Source organism: Pseudonocardia abyssalis, assembly GCF_019263705.2.
GTDB classification, from domain to species: domain Bacteria; phylum Actinomycetota; class Actinomycetes; order Mycobacteriales; family Pseudonocardiaceae; genus Pseudonocardia; species Pseudonocardia abyssalis.
Genome location: NZ_JADQDK010000001.1, coordinates 4,061,550 through 4,081,582, shown reverse-complemented (window position 1 = coordinate 4,081,582; position 20,033 = coordinate 4,061,550). Strand labels below are relative to the sequence as shown.

Below are 20,033 nucleotides of genomic sequence, written 5' to 3'. Positions count from 1 at the left end.
CCGCCCGCCGTCCCAGGAGTCCCCGCCGCCGATGACTGACCGCGCGACCAGCGACGCCGCCCGGGATCCAGGGCGTCCGGCCGACCCGGAGGACGGGCAGGTGAACGGGGCCGGGCCGCCGCGGCTGGAGCCGCGCCCGCTCGACCGTCCCGCCGTCGACGCCTCCGCGGAGTCGGTGTTCGGCCGCCCGGCCGGGCTCGCCGCGGGGTTCGCCACACCCGCCGCGCGGGCCGCGGCCCCGCCGGTCGCGACCGGCGCCCCGCCCGCACTCGCCGCGGCGTTCGGGCGCCCGGCCGCCGGCGCCGACGCGCTGCAGCGCCCGCCCGGCTCCGGGGCACCCGATCCCGGCGCGGACGACCCGCTGTGGGCCGGGGCCGAGGACGACCCGTGGCGCGACCCCGCCAGCGGGGTCGCGCTCGGCCCGCCCGCGGTCGACCCCGCGGCCCCCGCGGCCGCACCCACCGACGAGGGGTCACGCCTGAGCCTGCGCGAGGTGCTGTTCGGGCGCCGCGTCCACCCTCGCGCGCTGGCCCTGCTCGCCGTGGTCGCGCTCGCCGTCGGCGCGGTCGGCGGGATCGTCGGCCGCTTCACCGCCGAGGGCGCCAACTCGCTGACCGAGCCCGGCGCCACCCTCGCGTCGGTCGAGCCGGCCATCGCGCGCCCACCGGGCTCCGTCGCCGACATCGCCCAGCGGGTCGTGCCCGCCGTCGTCTCCATCGAGGTGCGCGTCGGCGAGGAGGGCGGCACCGGCTCCGGTGTCGTCATCGACGGCAGCGGCTTCGTGCTCACCAACAACCACGTCGTCGCCCCGGCCGCGGAGGTCGAGGGCGCGACGATCGAGACGGTCTTCAGCGACGGCACCCGCACCAGGGCCGCCATCGTCGGGCGCGACCCGAAGACCGACCTCGCCGTGATCCGCGTCGGCGTCACCAACCCGGTGGTCGCGCAGATCGGGACGTCGTCCGCGCTGGCCGTCGGCGACGCCGTGATCGCCGTCGGCTCCCCGTTGGGGCTCGCCGGCACCGTCACCGAGGGCATCGTCAGCGCGCTCGACCGGCCGGTGCGCCTCGAGGGCGGCGGCAACGTCAACGCGGTGATCGACGCGATCCAGACCGACGCCGCGATCAACCCGGGCAACTCCGGCGGCCCGCTGGTCGACGCCACCGGGGCCGTCGTCGGGATCAACACCGCGATCAGCAGCATCGGCGGGGGCGAGGGCGGGTCGATCGGGCTCGGGTTCGCCATCCCCATCGACGACGCCCGCGTGATCGCCGAGGAGCTCATCCGCACCGGGATCGTGAAGCACGCCGAGCTGGGCGTGAACGCGCGCTCGGTCGAGGACGACACGTCCGCGGGTGCGCAGGTGCAGAACGTCCAGCAGGGCGGTGCCGCCGCCGCGGGCGGCATCCTGGAGGGCGACGTGATCGTCACCCTCGGCGAGCGGAGCATCGCGGGCGCCGACGAGCTCGAGGTCGCCGTCCGCGAGTTCGAGCCGGGCGCCACCGTGCCCGTCGGGCTGATCCGGGAGGGCCGTCCGCTGACGGTCTCGGTGGTACTGGCCTCGGACTGATCCGGGGCGCGAGTAGGATCGGACCATGTTCGACAGCGTCGGCTGGGGCGAGATCATGGTGTTGGTCGTGGCCGGGCTGTTCATCCTCGGTCCCGAACGGCTCCCCTCGGCCGCCGCCTGGTTGGGCGGCGCGATCCGCCAGGTCAAGGAGTACGCCTCCGGGGCGCGCGATCAGCTCAAGGGCGAGCTCGGCCCGGAGTTCGACGAGCTGCGCAAGCCGCTGGAGGAGCTGCGCGGCCTGCGCAACTTCAACCCGAAGACCGCGGCCACCCGCGCGCTGTTCGACGACGGCCCCGCCGAGAAGCCCAACGGGTTCGCCCCGAGGAACGGCACGGGCAACGGCTCGCCGTACCTGTCCAAGGAGAACGGCGGCACCCCCCAGCGCCACCCGGCCACCGGCCCGGCACCGGAGGCGCTCGCGAAGAACGAGCGCCCCCCGATCGACCCCGACGCGACCTGATCCTCAGCCGAGGGGCGGCCGCGGCCGCTGCAGGTGCCAGGAGGTCGTCGACTGGTACGCGTGGGCGGCGGCGAGCACGGCCGCGTCGGCGTGGCGGGGCCCGACGATCTGCAGGCCGATCGGCAGGCCGGCCCGGGTGAATCCGCACGGCACGCTCGCGGCGGGCTGCTGCGTCATGTTGAACGGGTAGGTGAACGGCGTCCAGGACGTCCAGCGTTCCCGCGGCCACCCCGACGGCACCTCGACGCCCGCCTCGAACGCCGGGATCGGCAGGGTGGGGGTCAGCAGCAGCGAGTAGCGGGTGTGGAACTCGCCCATCGCCTTCCCGAGGTCGTTGCGCACGGCCATCGCCGTGAGGTAGTCGAGCGCGCTCGCCCCCGCGCCCTGCTCCGCGACGCGCACCAGGGCCGGGTCCATCTGCGCGCGCTGCTCCGGCCCCAGGTGCTCGATCGACTTGGCGGCTCCGGAGAACCACAGCGTCTCGAACGCATCGACGGGGTCGGTGAACCCGGGGTCGGTCTCGGTGATCGACGCACCGAGCGTCGCGAACACGTCGACGGCCGACTCGAACGCCGCGGCCACCTCCGGGTCCACGTCGACGTAGCCCAGCGTCGTGCTGGAGGCGATCCGCAGCCCGGACACCTGGGCCCGCGCGACGGCGTCCGACGCGGACAGGCCGGGGGCCAGCGCCCACGGGTCGCGCGGGTCGAAGCCGGAGACCACGTCGAGCAGCAGGGCGGTGTCGGCGACGCTGCGCGTCATCGGGCCGACGTGCGCGAGCGTGCCGTACGGGCTCGCGGGCCAGTTCGGCACGCGGCCGTAGGTCGGCTTGATCGTCGAGGTGCCGGTGAAGCCGGCCGGGATGCGGACCGAACCGCCGCCGTCGGTGCCGAGGCTCAGCGCGCCCATCCCGAGCGCGACGGCCGCCGCGCTGCCGCCGCTCGACCCGCCCGCGGTCCTCGTCGGGTCCCACGGGTTGCGGGTGACCCCGGTGAGCGGGGAGTCGGTCACGCCCTTCCAGCCCAGTTCGGGGGTGGTGGTGCGACCGAGGATCACCGCGTTGTGCTCGCGCAGCCGCGCCACCGCGGGGGCGTCGACCTCCCACGGGCCCGCCGGGTCGATGGTCCGCGAGCCGCGCAGCGTGGGGCGGCCCGCGGTGAGCAGGAGGTCCTTGACCGAGGTCGGGACGCCGTCGATCGATCCCTCCGGCTCGCCGCGCTGCCAGCGCGCCTCCGACTCCTTCGCCGCGGCCTGCGCCTCGTCGGCCTGGACGAGGCAGAACGCGTTGACGACCGGGTCGTAGGTCTCGATGCGGTCGAGCGCGTCGCGGGTCGCCTCGACGGGGGAGAGCTCGCCGGAGCGGTACGCCGCGAGCAGTTCGACGGCGGTGAGGTCGGCGGAGGTCATCGAGCACTTCCCGTCACGAAGCCCAGCGTCTTGTCCACGACGTTGGCCAGCGGCTCACCCGCCCGGTAGCGGGTGAGGTTGTCGACGAACAGGGTCTCCAGCTCGTCGCGCCAGCCGAGGATGTCACCCGACATGTGCGGGGAGACGATGACGCCCGGCAGGTCCCACAGCGGGGAGCCGGCGGGCAGGGGCTCCTTCTCGAACACGTCGAGGGCGGCCCCGGCCAGCGTGCCGTCGCGCAGTGCGGCGACCAGGTCGTCCTGCACGACGAGCGCGCCGCGGCCGACGTTGATCACGCGGGCCCGCGGTGGCAGCAGGCCCAGCGTCGTGGCGTTCAGCATCCCGCGGGTGGAGTCGGTGAGCGGGGCGGCGAGCACCAGCCACTCCGCGCGTGGCAGGAGCGTGGTCAGGTCCTCGATCGGGTGCACGCCCTCGTCCGCGCGGCGCCCCACCAACTCGACGCGCATCCCGACCGCGGCCAGCATCGCGGCGGTCGCGCGCCCGATCGGACCGCTGCCGACGACGACGGCGGTGCGCCCGCCGACCCGCTCGTTCTCCCGGTGCCGCCACTCCCGCCGCGACTGCGCGTCGATCGTGCCGGCGAGGTCCTTGGCCATCGCGATGACGAGGCCGGTGACGTACTCGGCGATCGGGGTGTCGAAGACGCCGCGCGAGTTCGTCAGCACGACGTCGGAGTCGAGCAGCGCCGGGAACGTCAACCGGTCGACGCCCGCGCTCGCGGTGTGCACCCAGCGCAGGGAGTCGGCGGCCGGGAACGCGTCGCGCACGGCCGTGGACATGAAGTCCCAGACCAGCAGGATCTCGGTGCCGGGGAGTGCCGCTGTCAGCGTGTCATCGGTGACGAAGCGGACACCCGGTCCGTCGAGGTGTTTCGGACGGTCGGCGGAGTGCAGGATCGTGATGACGGGATCGTGCCCCTGATCTGCGGAAACGGGCACGTTCATGATCCTCTCGACGGGTGCGGGTCGACCGATTGACACGCTAGGAAGCGTTCGTATGATTGTCAACAATCTGCCTGCCCAACCCGAGGTGATCTCTGTTGTCCAAGCTCCTGCGCATCAGCCTCGAGCGCCGCGGCGTCTCGTGCGTGGCCGAACTGCTCGAGAAGCAGGCCCCGCGCACGGTCGCCGCGGTGTGGGAGGCGACGGCCGACGGCCCGCTCGCCGGCCCGGCCCAGCACGCCAAGTACGCGCGCAACGAGGTGTACACGATCGTCCCGCGGTTCGGCCCGCGGATCGGCCACGAGAACACCACCGTCACCCCGATCCCGGGGGACCTGTGCTACTTCGACTTCTCCGGCGGCGTCCTCGACGAGGCGTTCAAGGCCGACCAGGGCATCGACAGCGAGGCGGGCGGCATCGACCTCGCGATCTTCTACGGCCGCAACAACCTGCTCATCAACGGTGACGTCGGCTGGGTGCCGGGCAACGTGTTCGGCGCGATCGTCGAGGGGCTCGACGTGATCGCCGAGGCGTGCCACGACGTGTGGCGCTCCGGGAGCGTCGGTGAGCGTCTGGTCTACGAGCGCGCATGACGACCGTCGGCATCCTGTACCCGGGCTACTCCGCGGAGGACGACTACCCGCGCGCCGAACGGCTCCTCGACGGTCCCCGCCTGCCGCTGGTGCACACCGAGATGCGCGAGGACGCCCACCGCGTCGACGCGCTGCTCGACATCGGGGGCGACGACGTCCTCGCCGCCGGGGCGCGGGCGCTCCCGGGCCCCCTCGACTCGATCGTGTGGGCCTGCACCAGCGGGAGCTTCGTCTTCGGCTGGGACGGCGCCACCGCGCAGGTCGAGGCACTCGGTGTCGCGGCGGGTGTCCCGGCGTCGAGCACGTCGTTCGCGTTCGCCGACGCCTGCGCGCACCTCGACATCGCCCGCGTCGCGGTCGGCGCGACCTACCCCGACGACGTCGCGGAGCGGTTCGTGGCGTTCCTGGCCCGGGCCGGGGTGACGGTCGTCCGGCTGTCCGCGCGCGGGATCGTCACCGCGGCGGAGGTGGGTACCCTGCCCGCCGACGACGTGCTCGCGTTCGCGGAGGCAGCCGATCACGCCGACGCGCAGGCGGTGCTGCTGCCCGACACCGCGCTGCACACCGTCGACCTGCTCGACGCCCTGGACGCGCGCGTCGGCAAGCCGGTGCTCACGGCCAACCAGGTGAGCATCTGGCAGGGGCTGCGGCTCGCCGGCGCGGGTGGTCCGCGCCCCGGCCTGGGGCGGTTGTTCGCGACGTGACCATGGACCTGACCGATCTGGAACCGGTCGAGCGCCGCTCCACCGCGGCGATCGTGGCCGACCGCATCCGCACCGCGATCATGCGCGGCACGTTCCCGCCGGGCACGCAGCTCGGCGAGGTGGAGCTGGCGACCAGGCTCGGGGTGAGCCGCGGGCCCCTGCGGGAGGCGATGCAGCGGCTCGTCGCGGAGGGGCTGCTGCGCAGCGAGCGGCACCGTGGGCTGTTCGTCCGCGACCTCGATGCCGCCGACGTCCGCGACATCTACCACGCGAGGGCGTCGGTCGAACGGGCCGCGGGCCTGCTGCTGCTCGACGGCGACCGCGCCGGCGCCGCCGACCGCCTCGACGACGCGCTGGCCGCGATGGCCACCGCGGTGGCCGCGGGCGACCCGGCGGCGATCGCCGACTCCGACCACGCGTTCCACGCCGAGCTCGTCGCGGCGTCGGGGAGCCCGCGGCTGCGGCGGATGGCCGACGGGCTGCTCGTCGAGACCCGCATGTGTCTCGCCGCGCTGCAGCAGACCGCGCCGCCGCCGGAGGGGCTGCTCGCCGAGCACCGCGAGCTGTGCGAGGCCGTGCGGGCCGGGGACAGGGACCGGCTCACCGCCGCTCTGGAGGCGCACATGGCCGACGCGGTGACCCGCCTGCTGGCCCCGGTGGCCGTCACGACAGCGACGCAGGCTCCTGCGCCGCCCGCGTAGTCGCGAGCCGCACCGCCAGCACCACGCAGCCGGCACCGAGCAGGACGCCGTGCGCGATCCGCAGGCCGGGCGGGGCGAAGAACTGCGGCAGGAACAGCACCATCCCCGCGGCGAACAGCACGGCGTCGCGCCGCAGGGCCACTGCGACCCGCACGGCGGACACGGCCATCGTGACCAGGCCGACGCCGAACACGACCGTCTGCACCGGGCCCATCCGGACGGCCTCGGCCAGTGCCGCGAGTTGCTCCGGGTCGGTGACCCGTCCGCCGAGCGCGTGCAGTGCGAACGTCTCCGCGCCGTAGTAGGCGATGGTCAGCCCGGCTCCGGTCCACCACAACCCGGTCGCGGGACCGAGTCCGCGGTCGCGCCGGGTCAGCGCGACCAGGCCGAACCCGGTGAGCAGGAACGCCGCCACCGCGGCGAGGTGGGCCACGAGCCACGCGGGGGAGGCGAACGCGGCGGCGGTCGCGGCCGGATCGAGGTCGCCGTAGGGGCGGACGGCGGGGTAGAGGACGAACAGGGCGCCTGCCGCCGCGAAGGCGACCGCGCCTGCGGTGTCGGAACGGTGCGGCACGGGATCCTCCGTGGATTCGAGAGCAGTGCTCGCAGTTTGTCCGGGGGAGCGGAGCGCGTCAAGAGCATTGCTCTCGACGGTTGACACTGCTCCGGCCGGTGGGTCCGGGCGCCGGGCGTGGTCCTCACCGCAGGGAACGGACGACGTCCGCCGACGGCGGCGGCCGCGGGCGTGCCGGGGGCGCAGGTCGGGCTGGTCGAGGGCCGGGACCACGGGGTGGATCGAAGACGTCCCCGCCCCGGTCCTCGTGGAGTTCGTCGGGGCCCGAGTCTTGCCCCGGCCCGGGCGCATGTGTTTCCCTCGACGTTGTCGACAATCCGACAACATCAGGAGTGCTCATGGCTCGGCTGTCCCCCGTCCTCCAGCAGGCGACCCCCGTGCAGGTCGCGCGTGGCGAGGGCGTCTACCTGTACGACACCGACGGCCGCCGGCACCTCGACTTCACCGCGGGCATCGGGGTCACCAGCACCGGGCACTGTCACCCGCGCGTCGTCGCGGCCGCGCAGGAACAGGTCGGCACGCTGATCCACGGTCAGTACACGACCGTCATGCACCAGCCGCTGCTCAAGCTCACCGAGCGCCTCGGCGAGGTCCTGCCGGCGGGCATCGACCGCGTGTTCTTCCTCAACTCCGGCAGCGAGGCCGTCGAGGCGTCGGTGCGCCTCGCCCGCCACGCCACCGGCCGTCAGACGATCATCGCGTTCGACGGCGGCTTCCACGGCCGCACGATGGGTGCCGCCGCCCTCACGACGTCCGGCGGGAAGATCCGCGCGGGCATCGGCCCGATGATGGGCGGGGTCGCGTTCGCGCCGTTCCCCTACGCGTTCCGCTACGGCTGGACCGAGGAGGAGACGGTCGCGTTCTGCCTCAAGGAGCTCGACCGGATCCTGGTCACCGCCGCGCCCGCGCGCGACGTCGCCGCGTTCCTCATCGAGCCGGTCCTCGGCGAGGGCGGCTACGTCCCGACGTCGCCCGCGTTCCTGCGGGGCCTGCGTGAGCGCGCCGACGCGCACGGCATCCTGCTGATCGCCGACGAGGTGCAGACCGGCTACGGCCGCACCGGGAAGTTCTGGGGCCACCAGCACGCCGACGGCGTCACCCCCGACATCCTGATCACCGCGAAGGGGCTCGCGTCGGGCTTCCCGCTCTCCGCGATCGCGGCCCCCGAGGCGATCATGAGCAAGGCGCTGCCGGGCTCGCAGGGCGGCACCTACGGCGGCAACGCGGTGTCCTGCGCCGCCGCGCTGGCCACGCTCGACGTCATCCAGGACGAGAACCTCGTCGCCAACGCGGGGGAGCAGGGCCTGCGGCTGTTGGAGGGCCTGCGCAAGGTGGCCGTCGAGCACCCCGGCATCGCCGACGTCCGTGGCCTGGGCCTGATGGTCGGCAACGAGTTCCTGACGCCGGACGGGGCGCCCGACGCGGCCGCGGCGGCGAAGGCCCATGCGGCCGCGGCCGAGCGCGGCCTGCTGCTGCTGACCTGCGGCCCGTTCGGCAACGTCGTCCGGATGATCCCGCCGCTGATCGTCACCGCCGAGCAGATCGACGACGGCGTGGCGCTGTGGTCGGAGGCCGTGCGCGCCTGACCGGTCGCGCACGGGCCGCGTCAGCGGCTGACCGGCGTCAGGTTCAGGCTCATCCCGGCCAGGCCGCGGGCGCGGGTCGTGAGCTTGTCGGCCACCTTCTTCAGGGCCTTCGCGCTCGCGCTGTCCGGGTGCTCCAGGACGATCGGGGTGCCGGCGTCGCCGCACTCGCGCAGCGCCGTCTCCAGCGGGATCTGGCCCAGCAGCGGCACCGGCGCGCCGATCGCGCGGGTCAGCGAGTCGGCCACGGTCTGCCCGCCGCCGGACCCGAAGATCTCCATCCGCGAGCCGTCGGGCAGCTCCATCCACGACATGTTCTCGACGACGCCCGCGATGCGCTGCTTGGTCTGCAGCGCGATCGACCCGGCCCGCTCGGCGACCTCGGCCGCGGCCTGCTGCGGTGTGGTGACGACGAGCAGTTCGGCGTTGGGGATGAGCTGCGCGGTGGAGATGGCGATGTCCCCGGTGCCCGGGGGCAGGTCGAGCAGCAGGATGTCGAGGTCGCCCCAGAACACGTCGGCGAGGAACTGCTGCAGCGCGCGGTGCAGCATCGGGCCGCGCCACACGACGGCCTCGTTGCCCGGCGTGAACATGCCGATCGAGATGACCTTCACGTCGTGCGCCTGCGGCGGCATGATCATGTCGTCGACCTTGGTGGGCAGGGTGGTGGTGCCCAGCATGCGCGGGATCGAGTGGCCGTAGATGTCGGCGTCGACCACGCCCACGGACAGGCCGCGGGCGGCCATCGCGGCGGCCAGGTTGACCGTGATCGACGACTTGCCGACCCCGCCCTTGCCCGACGCGACGCAGTACACGCGGGTCATCGATCCCGGCTGCGCGAACGGGATGACCGGCTCGGCCGCGTCACCGCGCAGCCCGCGGCGCAGCTCGGTGCGCTGCTCGTCGTTCATGACGTCGAGCTCGACCGTGACCTCGCTGACGCCGGCGACGGCGCCCACAGCGGCGGTGACGCGCTTCGTGATCGTGTCCTTCATGGGGCAGCCGGCCACCGTGAGGTACACGCCGATGTGCGCGATGCCCTCCGGGGACACCGACACGCTCTTGACCATCCCGAGGTCGGTGATCGGCTTGTGGATCTCCGGGTCCTCGACGGTGGCCAGAGCAGCGCGCACGGCCTGCTCGATCGTGGTGGTCTCAGTGGAGGTGGACACCCCGTCATGCTACGTGGACGGCCGGATCCCGCCCGCCGGTCCGTACCATCCCTGGACGTGCCCTCCCGTGACGTGACCGACACCGCCTCGACCGCTGCGGCGCGCGTCACCCCGTCGGTCGACCAGCTGACGGCCTGGCGGGCGTTCCTGCGGGCCCACGCGACGATCACGCGGGCGCTGGAGTCGGAGCTCGTCGCGGAGCAGGACCTGTCGCTGGCCGCATACGACGTGCTGGTGCAGCTGGCCGAGGCCCCGGACCGCCGGCTGCGGATGACGGAGCTGGCCGACGCCGTGCTGCTCTCGCGCTCCGGGGTCACGCGGCTCGTCGACCGCATGGAGCGCGTCGGATTGGTGGCGCGCACGCGCGTCGAGGGCGACGGCCGGGGCGTGGCCGCGGAGCTGACCGACGAGGGCTACCAGCGGTTGCGGGTGGCCTCGCGCACACATCTGGCGGGCGTGCTGCGGCACTTCGTCGCCCGCCTCGACGCCGACGACCTGTGCGCCCTCGAACGGATCAGCCGCCGACTCTCGGGCTGACCTTCTCCCCTAGGCGCTCCAGCTCGCCCCGCAGGTAGTCGCGGGTGACGACCTCGCCCACCGCGATCCGCAGCGCGGCCAGCTCGCGCGCCAGGTACTCGGTGTCGGCCTTGGTGCGCTCGGCGCGGGTGCGGTCCTCGTCGAGTGCCACCCGGTCGCGGTCGTCCTGGCGGTTCTGCGCCAGCAGGATCAGCGGCGCGGCGTACGCGGCCTGGGTGGAGAAGGCCAGGTTGAGCAGGATGAACGGGTAGGGGTCCCAGCGCAGCGACACCGCGACCAGGTTGAGCACGATCCAGACGATCACGATGACGGTCTGGATCGCCAGGAACCGCCCCGTGCCGAGGAACCGGGCGATGCGCTCGGAGAACTTCGCGAAGGCGTCGGGATCGAGCTCGAAGCGGCGACGGCCGGGCCGGTCGAGCCGCCTGCGGGGGGCGTCAGGCATCGGTGGTCTCCGGCTCCGGGTCGTGCGCTGCCTCGTCGGTGAACCGGTCGCGCCAGTCCGTCGGGAGCAGGTGGTCGAGGACGTCGTCGACGGTGACGGCGCCGAGCAGGTGGTCCTCGTCGTCGACGACCGGCCCCGCCACGAGGTTGTACGCCGCGAAGTACCGCGCGATCTCGCCGAGCGTCGCGGCGGGGGACAGGCGGGCGAGGTCGGTGTCGAGCACCCCGGCGACCAGCTGGAACGGGGCTTCCCGCAGCAACCGCTGGACGTGGGCGCACCCGAGGTAGCGCCCGGTCGGCGTCTCGGCGGGCGGGCGGCAGACGAACACCATGCTGGCCAGCGCGACGGGGAGGTCGGGGTTGCGGATGCGGGCGAGGGCCTCCGCGACGGTGGCGTCGGGGCGCAGGATCACCGGCTCCGGCGTCATCAGCCCGCCCGCGGTGTCCGAGGAGTAGCTCATCAGGCGGCGCACCGGGGCCGACTCGCCGGGTTCCATGAGCGCGAGCAGGGCGTCGGACTCGGCCGTGGGCAGGTCGCCGAGGAGGTCGGCGGCGTCGTCGGGGCTCATCGCCTCCAGCACGTCGGCCGCGCGCTCCGAGTCGAGGTGGGCGAGCAGCGTGCGCTGGTCGTGGTCGGACATCTCCTCGAACACGTCGGCGAGCCGCTCGTCGTCGAGGTTGTCGACGACCTCGTGCTGTCGCTTCGCCGGCAGCTCCGACAGTGCCGCGGCGACGTCGGCGGCGCGCATCGTCTCGAACACCGACAGCAGGCCCGCGGTGCCCTGGCGGTCGGTGAGGGAGAGCCCGGTGACGGCGCTCCACGGCAGCTCCTGCACGTGCCCGCGCCGCGTCAGGCCGTGCCGCCGGGCCCGTACCGCGAGGCGGCTGACCACCCAGTCCCGCGAGCGGGTCGGCTCGATCGCCGCGTCGACGACGACGGCCGTCGTCCCGCCGTCGTCGATGGTGACCGGGGCGTCGAGGAGCTGGCCGACGACCAGCGTCTCGTTCGGCCGCTGGGTGAACCCGCGCAGGCTCACCGATCCGGTGGCCAGTGTGACCGCGCCGGGGTCGATCGAGGTGACCCGCAGCATCGGCACGAAGATCCGCCGCCGCGTGACCATCTCCACGAGCAGCCCGAGGACCCGCGGCGGGTTGGCGTCGACGCGGACCGTGACGACGACGTCGCGCACCCGGCCGATCCGCTCGCCGTCCGGGCCGAACACGGACAGCCCGACCAGCCGTGCGACGAAGACACGGTCCATGGCCATGGGGCGCAGCGTAGAGCGCTGGTCCAACCCGCCCCGGCTACCGTCTCCGGTCGTGTCCGGCGGGGGCCACGACGGGGATCGACGTGTCCGCCGCGCTCGCGGCGATCCGGTGTCGCCGCCCCGGGTCGCCCGGCCTGTTCGCGTGGCGGGCCGGTAGACAGGACGCATGACAGGACAGGCGACATGATCCCGTTGCGCTACGACGTCGTCGACGTCTTCACCGACCGCGCCTACGCCGGCAACCCGCTGGCCGTCGTGCACGGCGCCCACGGGCTGACCGCCGGGCAGATGCAGGCGATCGCCGGGGAGTTCAACCTGTCGGAGACGGCGTTCCCGCTGCCCCCCACCGGCGGGGCCGACTACCGCCTGCGGATCTTCACTCCCGGGCGCGAGCTGCCCTTCGCCGGGCACCCGAGCGTCGGGGCGGCCTGGGTCCTGGCCCGCGACGGGCTGATCTCCACCGGGGAGGTCGTGCAGGAGTGCGGGGCCGGTCTGCTCCCCGTGCGCGTCGACGACCACGGCGCGCAGGTCACCGGTGGGGCGTCCGAGGTCGGGCCGTCGCTCGACGGGGACGCGCTCGCCGCGGCCGTCGGGCTCGCTGCGGCCGACGTCGACGCGGCGGTGCCCGCCGGGGTGGCCGGGGCGGGCGTGCCGTACGCGTACGTCGTCGTCCGGCCGGACGCGGTGGCCAGGGCCGTCCCGGACCCGACCGCGGTCCGCGCGCTCACCGACGGACTCGTCGGGCTGGTGGTGGTGTCGTTCGACGCGGGCGCCTCCGCCGCGCACATGCGGATGTTCGCCCCTGACGTCGGCGTGACGGAGGACCCGGCCACCGGCTCCGCCGCCGTCGCGCTGGCGGTGTTCCTCGTCGATCGCGGGGTGCTGGCGGCCGACGGCCAGAGCGGCTTCACGGTGGCGCAGGGCGCGGAGATCGGCCGCCCGTCGACGCTCGGTGTGCTGGTGCACGCCGATGCGGGCGCGGCCGTCCGCACGTCGGTCCGGGGCACGGTGAGGCCCGTGGCCCGCGGCGAGCTGGTGGCGTCGCCGCCGCTGTGACGGCGCTACCGCGGCGTGCCCGGTGAGGCGGGGAAGATGTCTTACTGTCCTTCGGTGATGCGGCGCAGGCCCGGTGGTGATCTGGTTCCCGCCGGTGGCGGTCACCGCGCTGGTGGTGCTGGTGCTCGGCGCGTTCGACCTGGCCGACGCCCGGACGGCCCGCCGCCGGGTGAGAAGCCCATCACCCCGGGGCGCCGCGCAGCGGCACTCCGTGCCAGCATCCAGGTCCACCCGCCGACGTCGACGAGGAGCCTTCACCGATGACCAATCAGATCCGTCCCCGCCGCTCGTGCCTGGCCGTGCCGGGGTCGAGTCAGAAGTTCATCGACAAGGCCCGGACGCTGCCGGCCGACCAGGTCTTCCTCGACCTCGAGGACGCGTGCGCGCCGCTGGCCAAGCCCGGTGCCCGCAAGACGATCGTCTCGGCGCTCAACGAGGGCGGCTGGGAGGACAAGATCCGGGTCGTCCGCGTGAACGACTGGACCACGGAGTGGACCTACCGCGACGTCACCGAGGTCGTCGAGGGTGCGGGCGCCAACCTCGACGCGATCATGCTGCCGAAGGTGCAGACGGCCGAGCAGGTCGTCGCGCTGGACCTGCTGCTCACCCAGATCGAGAAGTCGATGGGCTACGAGATCGGGAAGATCGGCATCGAGGCGCAGATCGAGAACGCGCTGGGCCTGACCAACGTCAACGCCATCGCCGCCGCCTCGCCGCGCGTCGAGACCATCATCTTCGGCCCGGCCGACTTCATGGCCTCGATCAACATGAAGTCGCTCGTGGTGGGCGAGCAGCCCCCCGGCTACGACGTCGGCGACGCCTACCACCACATCCTCATGAGCATCCTCATGGCGGCGCGGGCCTACGACAAGCAGGCCATCGACGGCCCGTACCTGCAGATCAAGGACGTCGACGGCTTCCGTCGCGTCGCGGGCCGCTCCGCCGCGCTCGGCTTCGACGGCAAGTGGGTGCTGCACCCCGGCCAGATCGACGCGGCCAACGAGACCTACAGCCCGCTGCAGAGCGACTACGACCACGCCGAGAACATCCTCGACGCCTACGAGTACTTCACCTCCGAGGCGGGCGGCAAGCGCGGCGCGGCGATGATCGGCGACGAGATGATCGACGAGGCCAGCCGCAAGATGGCCCTGGTGATCTCGGGCAAGGGCCGGGCCGCAGGCATGGAGCGCACCGACCGGTGGACCCCGCCGGAGTCCTGACCCGGCAGCACGGGTGAGATCGACACCACTGGGGTCGGGCGCCGTCGGAACCCCGATGACGTCGATCTCACCCGCGGCGCACCGGTAGCGGTGTCGGCCGGCCGTCGACGAACACGCGGCCGCCGGGAGCGAGCGCGGCGGCGATCCGGGCCCGGGCCGCCCGCCCCGCCACGGGTGGCGGCCCTCCAGCGCCCCCACCCGCACCGCGAACACCACGTCGAACGGGGCTCGTCCGGTCGCCGGACGAGGTCCTCGATCGCGACCTGGCGCACGTCGATCCGCCCGGCGTCGATCTCCTCGGCGCAGGCGCAGGCGCAGGCGCAGGCGCGGGCGCAGGCGCGGCGACCGCTGCGGCCGAGCGGTCGATCGCGACGACCCGGCCGTCGACCAGGCGCCCCGGCGACCGCATGGGCGGCCGCACCCGGGCCGCAGCCCACCTCCAGCACCCGCGACGACGGGGTGAGCGGCCGGGAGCCGACGACCGCGGCGAGAGCGGGGTCACCCGGCCACCGAAGCGGCCATGATCACCGCTACCCGCGCATCAGCGCCCTGACCAGGGCCGCAGCGTGCGGTGGAGCCGATCTCCCGGTCCGCGGACGCGATCCCACCCGGAGCCCGACCGGGTGGTCGTGGGGAGGTTCACAGGGTTCACCGCGCTGCCGGACCGGGTCGCACAGGATACTTACCACCCAGTACCCAGCGCCGGGACGCACCCGGCGGCCGATCGTCCGTCCGGAGGAATGACCATGGCCCGGCTCGCCCAGACCGCAGGTCTCACCGAGATCCAGCAGGAGATCCTGTCCACGGTCAAGACGTTCGTGGACAAGGAGATCATCCCGCACGCCACGGCCCTGGAGCACGCCGACGCGTACCCGCAGGACATCGTCGACGGGATGAAGGAGATGGGCCTGTTCGGGCTCACCATCCCCGAGGAGTTCGGCGGGCTCGGTGAGTCGCTGCTGACCTACGCGCTCGTCGTCGAGCAGATCGCGCGCGGCTGGATGAGCGTCTCGGGCGTGATCAACACCCACTTCATCGTGGCGCACATGATCGCCCATCACGGCACGCCGGAGCAGAAGGCGAAGTACCTGCCGCAGATGGCGCTGGGGGAGACCCGCGGCTCGTTCTCGATGTCCGAGCCCGACCTCGGCTCCGACGTCGCCGCGATCAAGACGAAGGCCGTGCAGGACGGCGACGACTTCGTCATCGACGGCGCGAAGATGTGGCTGACCAACGGCGGCACGTCCACGCTCACCGCGGTACTGGTCAAGACCGACGAGGGGCAGCCCAAGCCCTACCAGAACCTCACCTGCTTCCTGGTGGAGAAGCCGGTCGGCTACGGCGAGGTCGCCCCGGGCCTGATCATCCCCGGCAAGATCGACAAGATGGGCTACAAGGGCGTCGACACCACCGAGATGGTGTTCAAGGGCCACCGGGTGCCCGCCGACCGGATCCTCGGCGGCAAGCGCGGCGGCGGCTTCGCCCAGATGATGGACGGCGTCGAGGTCGGCCGCGTCAACGTCGCCGCCCGCGCCTGCGGCATCTCGATCCGCGCGTTCGAGCTGGCCGTCGAGTACGCCCAGCAGCGCTCCACGTTCGGCAAGCCGATCGCCCAGCACCAGGCGATCGCGTTCAAGCTCGCCGAGATGGCCACCAAGGTCGAGGCCGCGCACCTGATGATGGTCAACGCCGCGCGGCTGAAGGACTCCGGCGAGCGGTTCGACGTCGAGTCGGGCATGGCGAAGCTGATCGCGTCGGAGTACTGCGCCGAGGTGACGCAGGAGTCCTTCCGCATCCACGGCGGCTACGGCTACTCCAAGGAGTACGAGATCGAGCGCCTGATGCGCGAGGCCCCGTTCCTGCTCATCGGCGAGGGCACCTCGGAGATCCAGAAGACGATCATCAGCCGCGGCCTGCTGAAGGAGTACAAGCTCCGGTAGGTCTCGATCCGGGTGTGATCCGTGCCGTCTGCGGCACTACGGTGCAGGCCGAGGCGTTGTAGAAGCAGACACACCACCCACGGAGGCCCGAAATGAGCACACCGTTCGGCGGGCCCGCGCGCACCGCGCCCGGCCTGCCCAACCTGCCGACCCCGCCCACCGGCTGGCCGGTCGGCTCGTACGCCACCTACGAGGAGGCGCAGCGGGCCGTCGACCACCTGGCCGACTCCGACTTCCCGGTCCGCGACGTCACGATCGTCGGTGTCGACCTGATGCTGGTGGAGCGCGTGATCGGCCGGCTGACCTGGGGCCGGGTGCTGATGTCCGGCGCGGCGTCGGGGGCCTGGTTCGGGCTGTTCGTCGGGTTGCTGCTGAGCCTGTTCAGCGGCAGCGAGGGCGGCACCTTCGGGCCGATCCTGGTCGGCCTGGCCAGCGGCGTCGTGTTCGGGCTGGTCTTCGCGGCCGTCGGCTACGGCGCCACCCGCGGCCGGCGCGACTTCACCTCGGCCAGCCAGATGGTCGCCGGCCGCTACGACGTCCTGTGCCAGCCCCGCAACGCGGAGAAGGCCCGCGAGCTCCTGGCCAAGCTGGCGATGGGCGGCCCGATCCAGCAGAGCTGACCCGCCCCGGTGCCACCCGGTCGGTCCACGTGCGACGCACCGGTGGGCCCGGGCGGCGCCGGTGCGGGAGGATCGGTCCCGTGAGCCCCAAGCAGCAGCCCGGCCGGATCGACGCCGGCAACGTCTCGCGGTCGTTCGACGTGCACGCGCGCACCTACGACAAGCTGGTCGGCTCCAACCCCGGCTACCACGAGCACCTGCGGCTCTCGGCGAAGCGCATGGGGCTGGCCGGGGGCGGCGCCGGGCTGCGGCTGCTCGATCTCGGCTGCGGCACGGGTGCCTCCACGGCCGCGCTGCTCGACGCGGCCCCGCAGGCGCAGATCACCGCCGTCGACGCGTCCGCGGAGATGCTCGCGCAGGCGACGCGCAAGACCTGGCCGTCGACCGTGCGGTTCGTGCACGCCAACGCCGAGGACCTCGACCCGGCCAAGTTCGCCGGGCCCTACGACGGCATCCTCGCCGCGTACCTGCTGCGCAACCTGACCGACCGCAACGCCGCGCTGCGGCGTTACCGCGGGCTGCTCAAGCCGGGCGCTCCGCTGGCCGTGCACGAGTACTCCGTGCGCGACTCAGCCCGCAGCCGCGCGGTCTGGACGTCGGTGTGCTGGGGCGTGATCATCCCGATGGGGCGGCTGCGCACCGGCTCGACCGACCTCTACCGCTACCTGTGGCGCAGCGTCCTCGACTTCGACGGCGTCGAGGACTTCACCGGCCGGATGACGGCGGTGGGCTTCGAGGACGTCCGCGTGCAGACGATGCCGGGCTGGCAGCAGCACATCGTGCACACGTTCCTCGGCCGCAGCCCCGGCGTCGCGGCCGGTGCCGACTCCGAGGCCCCCACCCCGCCCGACGGCCTGGACCTGACGAAGTAGCCACCGGGCCGGACGCGGGGGCACCGCGGGCACGGTGCACACCGGGCCGCCCCCGTGCACACGTCGTGGCCCGTCCACCGCGACCGTGCGGTCTGCACGGTCGGTGGGTCAGTGGCGGGAGCGCAGGTCGTAGCGGCGTTCGGCGTAGTCGAGGTCGTCGCGCCACAGCCGCTTCGCGACGATCGTGACCAGCGGACGGATCGCCGCCGCGACCCTGCGGGAGTGCCCGAACCCCGGCCGGTCCGAGTGGGCGACGACGGCCTCGACGACGGCGGTGCGGGGGCGGCCGTCCGGACCGGGGCGCAGGGGCGTCGCATGGGTCTCGACGACCGAGCCGCTGCCCTCGCCGTCGACGATCTCCATCGTGATCGTGCGGGGGTCCGGGCAGGTGAACTCGGCCTTCACCGGCACGCCGAGCCGACGGCCGAGGGTGAAGGTGACCTCGACGAGGAAGCGGTCCTCGGCGGGCGGGCAGTCGAGCGGGGGAGCCGACAGCACCCGCAGGTTCGCGAACGAGTACGGGTGGAACCACGCGCCGTGCCACGGGTCGAGCCGGTTGGCCAGGACGTCCTCCGGCTCGCACCGGCCGATCACGGTGGCGACCGTCGGGAGGCTGCGGGCCGGGTCGGGGCGGGGTCCGAGCACCGGGGCGTCGGTGACGGCCTCGCCCGCCTCCTCCAGCCGCACCCAGGCCAGCACTCCGTCGTCGTGGGCGGGGAAGGTGCGCCAGCCCGGCCGTCCCTCGGGGCCGAGCGCGAGCCCGTGCCAGCGGCAGACGACCCGCCCGTCGTGGACGGGGGTGTCGCACAGTGCCGCGCCCAGGTGCGGGCAGGCGCCGGGGCCCGCGTGCAGGGTGCCGTCGGCGGAGCGCCACAGGATCACCTCGCGCCCGCCGACGACCCGGCCGAACGTCGTCCCGGGCCGGACCTCCCTGCTCCCGGCCACCACGAACCAGCCCCCCGACGGCCGGGCCCGCGCCCGGGCCAGCGCGGCCCGGATGATGCCGGGCCTGGCGTCGGCCCAGGTCGGGGACTGCTCGGCCCATTCCGGGCGGCGGAGCAGGCGCAGGGGGTTGACGGGGCGGTCGGAACGGTGCTCGTTCACGCGCCCCAGGCTAGGGCTGCGCCCGGGGCGCGGCGCGTCGACCCGCGAGCGTCACAACCAGTGGTTGCGCCGGAACTGCCGGAACAGGAAACCGCAGATCAGCACGATGGACAGCAGTACGGCCGGATAGCCCAGCGGCTGCGAGAGCTCCGGCATGTACTCGAAGTTCATGCCGTAGATGCCGGCGATCATCGTGGGCACCGTGATCAGCGCGGCGTAGGCGGTGATCTTCCGCATGTCGTTGTTCTGCTGCATCGTGATCTTCGCCAGCGACGCGTCCACGAGCGTGGTGAGGAGTTCGTTGAACCCCGCGACACGCTCGACGACGGTGACGAGGTGGTCGTCGACGTCACGGAAGTAGGAGCGCACGTCGTGCGGGATCAGCGCGCTGTAGCCCTCGGTCAGCTTGCGCAGCGGCGTCGACAGCGGGACGACCGCGCGCCGCAGCTCCAGCACCTCGCGCTTCATGACGTAGATCTGCTCGGCGTCCATCGTGGAGCGCGGCGTGAAGACCTGCGCCTCCAGCTCGTCGATGTCGTCCTCGATGGCCTCGGTGACCTCGAGGTAGGTGTCGACGACGCGGTCGGCGATGGCGTGCAGCACGGCGGCGGGGCCGAGTGCGAGCTGCTCGGGGTCGGCCTCGAGCCGGCTGCGGACGTCGCGCAGGGAGGAGTGCTTGCCGTGCCGGACGGTGATCGCGAAGTCGGACCCCACGAACACCATGACCTCGCCGGTCTCCACGATCTCGTGCTCGGCGGTGGGCTGCCCGTTGCCGATGTAGCAGACGGTCTTGAGGACCATGAACAACATGTCCTCGTAGCGCTCCAGCTTGGGGCGCTGGTGGGCGTGCACGGCGTCCTCGACGGCGAGCTCGTGCAGCCCGAAGACGTCGGCGATGCTGGTGATCTGCTCCTCGTCGGGCTCGTGCAGCCCGATCCAGACGAAGCCCTCCTCACGCTTGCGGACCTCGGCGAGCGCGCCGTCGTGGGTCCAGCGGCCGGGGAGGCGCTCGCCGTCGACGTACACGGCACAGTCGACGACGTAGGCGGAGACGGGCACGCGGAGCTTGGGAAGCAGCGGCTCGGAGATGCGGGTGGTGATGCGCGACGCGGCCCGGATGGCGGGACGGATCGAGGACAACGGCGGCACGGGGTACCTCCAGGAAACTCGGAACGCACGGAACGCGCCCCGGACCCGGAGGAACCCGCTAGTGGCGGGCTCGGTCGGAGGCGCGGCGACTACTACA

At 73.4% G+C, this 20,033-nt stretch carries 20 protein-coding genes; 12 read left to right on the top strand and 8 right to left on the bottom strand.

The window, feature by feature from the left end:
• Positions 1-31: 31 nt before the first annotated feature.
• Both I4I81_RS19690 and tatB read left to right on the top strand, forming a co-directional pair.
• Positions 32-1,570, top strand: a complete 1,539-nt coding sequence (locus I4I81_RS19690; protein WP_218616248.1) for a S1C family serine protease — start codon at positions 32-34, stop codon at positions 1,568-1,570.
• A 25-nt stretch (positions 1,571-1,595) separates the two neighbouring features.
• Positions 1,596-2,030 (top strand): Sec-independent protein translocase protein TatB, encoded by a 435-nt coding sequence (gene tatB / locus I4I81_RS19685; RefSeq protein ID WP_218602632.1) that lies wholly within the window; start codon positions 1,596-1,598, stop codon positions 2,028-2,030.
• A gap of 3 nt (positions 2,031-2,033) precedes the next feature.
• Here tatB and I4I81_RS19680 read toward each other — a convergent pair whose 3' ends face one another.
• Both I4I81_RS19680 and I4I81_RS19675 read right to left on the bottom strand, forming a co-directional pair.
• A complete protein-coding gene (locus I4I81_RS19680; RefSeq protein ID WP_218602633.1) occupies positions 2,034-3,437 on the bottom strand; it encodes an amidase in 1,404 nt (467 codons plus the stop codon).
• The gene (locus tag I4I81_RS19675) at positions 3,434-4,402 is read right to left on the bottom strand and encodes a D-2-hydroxyacid dehydrogenase (protein WP_218602634.1); all 969 of its coding nucleotides are present in this window, start codon (positions 4,400-4,402) and stop codon (positions 3,434-3,436) included. Before I4I81_RS19675 ends, I4I81_RS19680 begins: the two co-directional genes overlap by 4 nt.
• Positions 4,403-4,497: 95 nt before the next feature.
• Here I4I81_RS19675 and I4I81_RS19670 point away from each other — a divergent pair, with 95 nt between their 5' ends.
• Genes I4I81_RS19670 through I4I81_RS19660 form a run of 3 tightly spaced genes read left to right on the top strand, consistent with a single transcriptional unit; the run spans position 4,498 to position 6,397 of the window.
• A complete protein-coding gene (locus tag I4I81_RS19670) occupies positions 4,498-4,992 on the top strand; it encodes a DUF3830 family protein (protein WP_218602635.1) in 495 nt (164 codons plus the stop codon).
• A complete protein-coding gene (locus I4I81_RS19665) occupies positions 4,989-5,696 on the top strand; it encodes a maleate cis-trans isomerase family protein (RefSeq protein ID WP_218602636.1) in 708 nt (235 codons plus the stop codon). The genes I4I81_RS19670 and I4I81_RS19665 overlap by 4 nt, the downstream gene beginning before the upstream one ends.
• A gap of 2 nt (positions 5,697-5,698) precedes the next feature.
• Complete coding sequence (locus I4I81_RS19660) at positions 5,699-6,397, top strand: GntR family transcriptional regulator (RefSeq protein WP_218602637.1); 699 nt, start codon at positions 5,699-5,701, stop codon at positions 6,395-6,397.
• On the opposite strand, the gene I4I81_RS19655 is transcribed toward I4I81_RS19660, so the two are convergent.
• Entirely contained in the window at positions 6,360-6,971 is a 612-nt protein-coding gene (locus I4I81_RS19655) for a hypothetical protein (protein ID WP_218602638.1), read from the bottom strand. The two genes, I4I81_RS19660 and I4I81_RS19655, sit on opposite strands and share 38 nt — an antisense overlap.
• Before the next feature lie 338 nt (positions 6,972-7,309).
• Between I4I81_RS19655 and I4I81_RS19650 the strand changes: the two genes are divergently transcribed.
• Positions 7,310-8,557 (top strand): aspartate aminotransferase family protein, encoded by a 1,248-nt coding sequence (locus I4I81_RS19650; RefSeq protein WP_218602639.1) that lies wholly within the window; start codon positions 7,310-7,312, stop codon positions 8,555-8,557.
• A gap of 20 nt (positions 8,558-8,577) precedes the next feature.
• Here I4I81_RS19650 and I4I81_RS19645 read toward each other — a convergent pair whose 3' ends face one another.
• On the bottom strand, positions 8,578-9,726 hold the full coding sequence (locus I4I81_RS19645; RefSeq protein ID WP_218602640.1) for an Mrp/NBP35 family ATP-binding protein: 1,149 nt from the start codon (positions 9,724-9,726) through the stop codon (positions 8,578-8,580).
• Positions 9,727-9,783: 57 nt separating this feature from the next.
• Here I4I81_RS19645 and I4I81_RS19640 point away from each other — a divergent pair, with 57 nt between their 5' ends.
• The gene (locus I4I81_RS19640) at positions 9,784-10,263 is read left to right on the top strand and encodes a MarR family winged helix-turn-helix transcriptional regulator (protein ID WP_226363467.1); all 480 of its coding nucleotides are present in this window, start codon (positions 9,784-9,786) and stop codon (positions 10,261-10,263) included.
• Here I4I81_RS19640 and I4I81_RS19635 read toward each other — a convergent pair.
• The gene (locus tag I4I81_RS19635) at positions 10,241-10,708 is read right to left on the bottom strand and encodes a DUF1003 domain-containing protein (protein ID WP_218602642.1); all 468 of its coding nucleotides are present in this window, start codon (positions 10,706-10,708) and stop codon (positions 10,241-10,243) included. The genes I4I81_RS19640 and I4I81_RS19635 overlap by 23 nt on opposite strands.
• On the bottom strand, positions 10,701-11,975 hold the full coding sequence (locus tag I4I81_RS19630) for a magnesium transporter MgtE N-terminal domain-containing protein (RefSeq protein ID WP_218602643.1): 1,275 nt from the start codon (positions 11,973-11,975) through the stop codon (positions 10,701-10,703). The genes I4I81_RS19635 and I4I81_RS19630 overlap by 8 nt, the downstream gene beginning before the upstream one ends.
• Before the next feature lie 183 nt (positions 11,976-12,158).
• Here I4I81_RS19630 and I4I81_RS19625 point away from each other — a divergent pair, with 183 nt between their 5' ends.
• From I4I81_RS19625 to I4I81_RS19605, 5 genes are all read left to right on the top strand, one after another.
• Positions 12,159-13,031 carry a PhzF family phenazine biosynthesis protein gene (locus I4I81_RS19625; protein WP_218602644.1) on the top strand — a complete coding sequence of 291 codons (873 nt, stop codon included), beginning with the start codon at positions 12,159-12,161 and terminating at the stop codon, positions 13,029-13,031.
• A 260-nt stretch (positions 13,032-13,291) separates the two neighbouring features.
• Entirely contained in the window at positions 13,292-14,251 is a 960-nt protein-coding gene (locus tag I4I81_RS19620; RefSeq protein WP_218602645.1) for an HpcH/HpaI aldolase/citrate lyase family protein, read from the top strand.
• Positions 14,252-14,997: 746 nt separating this feature from the next.
• Positions 14,998-16,191, top strand: a complete 1,194-nt coding sequence (locus I4I81_RS19615; protein WP_218602646.1) for an acyl-CoA dehydrogenase family protein — start codon at positions 14,998-15,000, stop codon at positions 16,189-16,191.
• Between the two features lie 92 nt (positions 16,192-16,283).
• Complete coding sequence (locus I4I81_RS19610; protein WP_218602647.1) at positions 16,284-16,811, top strand: YflT domain-containing protein; 528 nt, start codon at positions 16,284-16,286, stop codon at positions 16,809-16,811.
• Positions 16,812-16,891: 80 nt separating this feature from the next.
• Positions 16,892-17,683, top strand: a complete 792-nt coding sequence (locus tag I4I81_RS19605) for a class I SAM-dependent methyltransferase (protein ID WP_226363466.1) — start codon at positions 16,892-16,894, stop codon at positions 17,681-17,683.
• Positions 17,684-17,791: 108 nt separating this feature from the next.
• On the opposite strand, the gene I4I81_RS19600 is transcribed toward I4I81_RS19605, so the two are convergent.
• Together I4I81_RS19600 and corA are read right to left on the bottom strand one after the other, a co-directional pair.
• Entirely contained in the window at positions 17,792-18,787 is a 996-nt protein-coding gene (locus I4I81_RS19600; RefSeq protein WP_218616247.1) for a DUF5914 domain-containing protein, read from the bottom strand.
• Positions 18,788-18,838: 51 nt separating this feature from the next.
• A complete protein-coding gene (gene corA, locus I4I81_RS19595) occupies positions 18,839-19,906 on the bottom strand; it encodes a magnesium/cobalt transporter CorA (RefSeq protein WP_372453634.1) in 1,068 nt (355 codons plus the stop codon).
• Positions 19,907-20,033 lie beyond the last annotated feature (127 nt).